This window comes from Antricoccus suffuscus (assembly GCF_003003235.1).
GTDB classification, from domain to species: Bacteria; Actinomycetota; Actinomycetes; order Mycobacteriales; family Antricoccaceae; genus Antricoccus; species Antricoccus suffuscus.
The window spans coordinates 1-5,545 of record NZ_PVUE01000038.1; the positions used below are offsets into that span (position 1 = coordinate 1).

Consider the following 5,545-nt stretch of genomic DNA (forward strand, 5'->3'; position numbering starts at 1 on the left):
GGGAAATTATGTCCGGCGGCGTCCTACTCTCCCACACAGTCACCCATGCAGTACCATCGGCGCTGAAAGGCTTAGCTACCGGGTTCGGAATGGAACCGGGCGTTTCCCTCTCGCTATGGCCGCCGTAACTCTACAGACACACGCAGAACCAGCCCCCCAACACTACCGGAGGGGGCGGTCCTCGACCGTATATCGAGAACTACACAGTGGACGCGGGCACTACCACACTAAACAGCATGTCAATGCACAAAAAAACAGAAGTCATTCTTTATGGTCAAGTCCTCGGACTATTAGTACCGGTCAGCTCCATGTATCACTACACTTCCACCTCCGGCCTATCAACCCAGTCGTCTACTGGGATCCTTACCAGGTCAACCCTGTGGGAGCCCTCATCTTGAAGCCGGCTTCCCGCTTAGATGCTTTCAGCGGTTATCCGTACCGAACGTAGCCAACCAGCCATGCTCCTGGCGGAACAACTGGCACACCAGAGGTTCGTCCGTCCCGGTCCTCTCGTACTAGGGACAGCCCTTCTCAAGACTCCTACGCGCGCGGCGGATAGGGACCGAACTGTCTCACGACGTTCTAAACCCAGCTCGCGTGCCGCTTTAATGGGCGAACAGCCCAACCCTTGGGAGCGACTCCACCCCCAGGATGCGACGAGCCGACATCGAGGTGCCAAACCATCCCGTCGATATGGACTCTTGGGGAAGATCAGCCTGTTATCCCCGGGGTACCTTTTATCCGTTGAGCGACACCGCTTCCACTAGCCGGTGCCGGGTCACTAGTCCCAGCTTTCGCTCCTGCTCGACATGTCTGTCTCGCAGTCAAGCTCCCTTGTGCACTTACACTCAACACCTGATTACCAACCAGGCTGAGGGAACCTTTGGGCGCCTCCGTTACATTTTAGGAGGCAACCGCCCCAGTTAAACTACCCATCTGACACTGTCCCTGATCCGGATCACGGACCGAGGTTAGACATCCAATTTGAACAGAGTGGTATTTCAACAACGACTCCACGAACACTGGCGTGCCCGCATCAACGTCTCCCACCTATCCTACACAATCCAAACCGAACACCAATATCAAACTATAGTAAAGGTCCCGGGGTCTTTCCGTCCTGCCGCGCGTAACGAGCATCTTTACTCGTAGTGCAATTTCGCCGAGTCTAAAGTTGAGACAGTCAAGAAGTCGTTACGCCATTCGTGCAGGTCGGAACTTACCCGACAAGGAATTTCGCTACCTTAGGATGGTTATAGTTACCACCGCCGTTTACTGGGGCTTAAATTCTGAGCTTCGCCCCAAAGGGCTAACCCGTCCTCTTAACCTTCCAGCACCGGGCAGGCGTCAGTCCGTATACATCGTCTTACGACTTCGCACGGACCTGTGTTTTTAGTAAACAGTCGCTTCTCGCTGGTCTCTGCGGCCACACCACGCTCCCACCGCAAGGGTGTTCACGCGACATGGCCCCCCTTCTCCCGAAGTTACGGGGGCATTTTGCCGAGTTCCTTAACTTTAGTTATCTCGATCGCCTTAGTATTCTCTACCTGACCACCTGAGTTGGTTTGGGGTACGGGCCGCTAAGAACTCGCTAGAGGCTTTTCTCGACAGCATAGGATCATCCAATTCGCCTCATTCGGCTATGCATCGGTTCTCACGTGTAAACGGTGCGGATTTACCTACACCCACGCTTCGCCTTACTCCGGTATTACCACTGACCGGTAGGACTACCTTCCTGTGTCACCCCATCGCTTGCCTACTAAAGGATCGGTTCACGCGCTCCCCACAGATCCGTCCCGAAGGACATCACGTAGTTCGGGCGTTTAGCATCCCCTCACTCAGCATGGGCGTTCTTTCGCGGGTACGGGAATATCAACCCGTTGTCCATCGACTACGCCTGTCGGCCTCGCCTTAGGTCCCGACTTACCCTGGGCGGATTAGCCTAGCCCAGGAACCCTTGGTCATCCGGCGGCGGAGTTTCTCACTCCGCTTTCGCTACTCATGCCTGCATTCTCACTCGTGTGGCGTCCACGACTGGGTCACCCCGCCGCTTCTCTCGCCACACGACGCTCCCCTACCCATCCACACACCTGGCCACCACAAGGATGACAGGAACATGCGTGAATGCCTTAGCTTCGGTGGTGTACTTGAGCCCCGCTACATTGTCGGCGCAAAATCACTTGACCAGTGAGCTATTACGCACTCTTTAAAGGGTGGCTGCTTCTAAGCCAACCTCCTGGTTGTCTATGCAACTTCACATCCTTTTCCACTTAGTACACGCTTAGGGACCTTAGCTGAAGATCTGGGCTGTTTCCCTCTCGACTACGAAGCTTATCCCCCGCAGTCTCACTGCCACGTTCTCACTTACCGGCATTCGGAGTTTGGTTGACTTCGGTAAGCTGTTGAGCCCCCTAGGCCATCCAGTAGCTCTACCTCCGGCAAGAAACACGTGACGCTGCACCTAAATGCATTTCGGGGAGAACCAGCTATCACCGAGTTTGATTGGCCTTTCACCCCTAACCACAGGTCATCCCCTCAGTTTTCAACCTAAGTGGGTTCGGTCCTCCACGTCGTCTTACCGACGCTTCAACCTGCCCATGGCTAGATCACTCGGCTTCGGGTCTAGAGCATGCGACTATAACGCCCTATTCGGACTCGCTTTCGCTACGGCTGCCCCTCACGGGTTAACCTCGCCACACACCACTAACTCGCAGGCTCATTCTTCAAAAGGCACGCTGTCACGACCACACCCCAAAAGGGGTGCAGCGACGCTCCAACGGCTTGTAGGCACACGGTTTCAGGTACTATTTCACTCCCCTCCCGGGGTACTTTTCACCATTCCCTCACGGTACTTGTCCGCTATCGGTCATCTGGGAGTATTTAGGCTTACCGGGTGGTCCCGGCAGATTCACAGCGAATTTCACGGGCTCGCTGCTACTTGGGATCCCATTCGGAAGACACCAGGTTTTCAAGTACGGGGGTCTCACCCTCTATGCCAGTGCGCTCCACACACTTTCCTCTAACCATGACGTTTTCTTACTCCCTGTCGTCTCGGCAGAAACAACTGAACGGTCCCACGACCCCCACTACGCAACGCCTGCCGGCTCTCACGCGTAACGGGTTTAGCCTGTTCCGGTTTCGCTCGCCACTACTCACGGAATCGCTTTTGCTTTCTCCTCCTGTGGGTACTGAGATGTTTCACTTCCCCACGTTCCCTCCCGGGCGCCCTATGTGTTCAGGCGCGGGTAACAGGACATGACTCCTGCTGGGTTTCCCCATTCGGAAATCCTCGGATCACAGCTCGGTTGACAGCTCCCCGAGGCTTATCGCAGCCTCCTACGTCCTTCATCGGCTCCAGATGCCAAGGCATCCACCGTGTGCCCTTAATAACTTGGCCACAAAGATGCTCGCGTCCACTGTGTAATTCTCAACGTACGGGCGATCCCACACCCACATCCACCAACCGGCTCGATGCAAGAAATGGTCCGCGCAGAGGTCACCAGACTGTGCAAACAGCCCGATCCCTCAGGACCCAACAGCGTACTCTACAAACCCCCACCCACGATCACGTTCCACACCCAACAAACAGGCCGTACTAGACAATCACGCGCGAAGACTTGAACTAGTCAGTGTTCCACCCATGAGCACCACTCGAGCATGAACATCTCGACATGGCTCTAGACCCACCCACACATCGTGTGAATGAGCCAGTTGCTCCTTAGAAAGGAGGTGATCCAGCCGCACCTTCCGGTACGGCTACCTTGTTACGACTTAGTCCCAATCGCCAGTCCCACCTTCGACAGCTCCCTCCCCACAAGGGGGTTAGGCCACCGGCTTCGGGTGTTACCGACTTTCGTGACTTGACGGGCGGTGTGTACAAGGCCCGGGAACGTATTCACCGCAGCGTTGCTGATCTGCGATTACTAGCGACTCCGACTTCATGGGGTCGAGTTGCAGACCCCAATCCGAACTGAGACCGGCTTTTTGGGATTCGCTCCACCTTGCGGTATCGCAGCCCTTTGTACCGGCCATTGTAGTATGTTTGCAGCCCAAGACATAAGGGGCATGATGATTTGACGTCATCCCCACCTTCCTCCGAGTTGACCCCGGCGGTCTCCTATGAGTCCCCACCATAACGTGCTGGCAACATAGAACGAGGGTTGCGCTCGTTGCGGGACTTAACCCAACATCTCACGACACGAGCTGACGACAACCATGCACCACCTGTATACCGCCCTTACGGACCCCGTATCTCTACGAGTTTTCGGTATATGTCAAGCCTTGGTAAGGTTCTTCGCGTTGCATCGAATTAAGCAACATACTCCGCCGCTTGTGCGGGCCCCCGTCAATTCCTTTGAGTTTTAGCCTTGCGGCCGTACTCCCCAGGCGGGGCGCTTAATGCGTTAGCTGCGGCACGGAAACCGTGGAATGGTCCCCACACCTAGCGCCCACCGTTTACGGCGTGGACTACCAGGGTATCTAATCCTGTTCGCTACCCACGCTTTCGCTCCTCAGCGTCAGTTAAAGCCCAGAGACCTGCCTTCGCCATCGGTGTTCCTCCTGATATCTGCGCATTTCACCGCTACACCAGGAATTCCAGTCTCCCCTGCTCCACTCTAGTCTGCCCGTATCGACTGCAAGCCCGAGGTTAAGCCTCGGGATTTCACAGCCGACGTAACAAACCGCCTACGAGCTCTTTACGCCCAATAATTCCGGACAACGCTTGCGCCCTACGTATTACCGCGGCTGCTGGCACGTAGTTGGCCGGCGCTTCTTCTGCTCCTACCGTCACTTTCGCTTCGTCGGAACTGAAAGAGGTTTACAACCCGAAGGCCGTCATCCCTCACGCGGCGTCGCTGCATCAGGCTTGCGCCCATTGTGCAATATTCCCCACTGCTGCCTCCCGTAGGAGTCTGGGCCGTGTCTCAGTCCCAGTGTGACCGGTCGCCCTCTCAGGCCGGTTATCCGTCGTCGCCTTGGTGAGCCATTACCCCACCAACAAGCTGATAGACCGCGGGCCCATCCCTAGCCGAAAAATCTTTCCACACAAAGACCATGCAGTCTCGTGTCACATCCGGTATTAGCTACAGTTTCCCGCAGTTATCCCAGAGCTAGGGGCAGGTTGCCCACGTGTTACTCACCCGTTCGCCACTAATCACCAGAGCAAGCTCCGGGTCATCGTTCGACTTGCATGTGTTAAGCACGCCGCCAGCGTTCGTCCTGAGCCAGGATCAAACTCTCCGTGAATGATTATTACCAAACCAACCCCACAGGGGCCGGGTTCAGTGACATACATGAAGAAACCCCACCAACCACCCGCCACCCAAACACAAAATGTTTACGCGGCAGTAGGCGTGTCGGGCCATATTGATACTGGCATGTACGCGATACTGGCGTATCGCATATATACCAAAGGAATCCCATCAACTAGACCACTCACCACACCCCACACAGGAGGCACAACAAGAAAACAGGTCCAGCACCAGGGGTTAAATAATTTGGCACTGACTTTCAAGTACGCTGTTGAGTTCTCAAGGTTCGGACGCAC

1 protein-coding gene and 3 rRNA genes are annotated in these 5,545 nt (G+C 55.6%); 1 reads left to right on the plus strand and 3 read right to left on the minus strand.

Annotated features, from left to right (window positions below; translation table 11 throughout):
• Positions 1 to 10 precede the first annotated feature (10 nt).
• The 3 genes from rrf to CLV47_RS21725 form a co-directional block, all read right to left on the minus strand.
• Positions 11 to 127, minus strand: a 5S ribosomal RNA gene (rrf, locus tag CLV47_RS21715).
• 143 nt (positions 128 to 270) lie between these two features.
• Positions 271 to 3,394: ribosomal RNA gene (locus tag CLV47_RS21720) — 23S ribosomal RNA — on the minus strand.
• 325 nt (positions 3,395 to 3,719) lie between these two features.
• Positions 3,720 to 5,244, minus strand: a 16S ribosomal RNA gene (locus tag CLV47_RS21725).
• Together the 16S, 23S and 5S rRNA genes form the textbook arrangement of a ribosomal RNA operon.
• Here CLV47_RS21725 and CLV47_RS22560 point away from each other — a divergent pair.
• Positions 5,244 to 5,545, plus strand: a 302-nt coding sequence (locus CLV47_RS22560; protein WP_238145592.1) for a hypothetical protein, incomplete at its 3' end; no start/stop codon positions are given. The two genes, CLV47_RS21725 and CLV47_RS22560, sit on opposite strands and share 1 nt — an antisense overlap.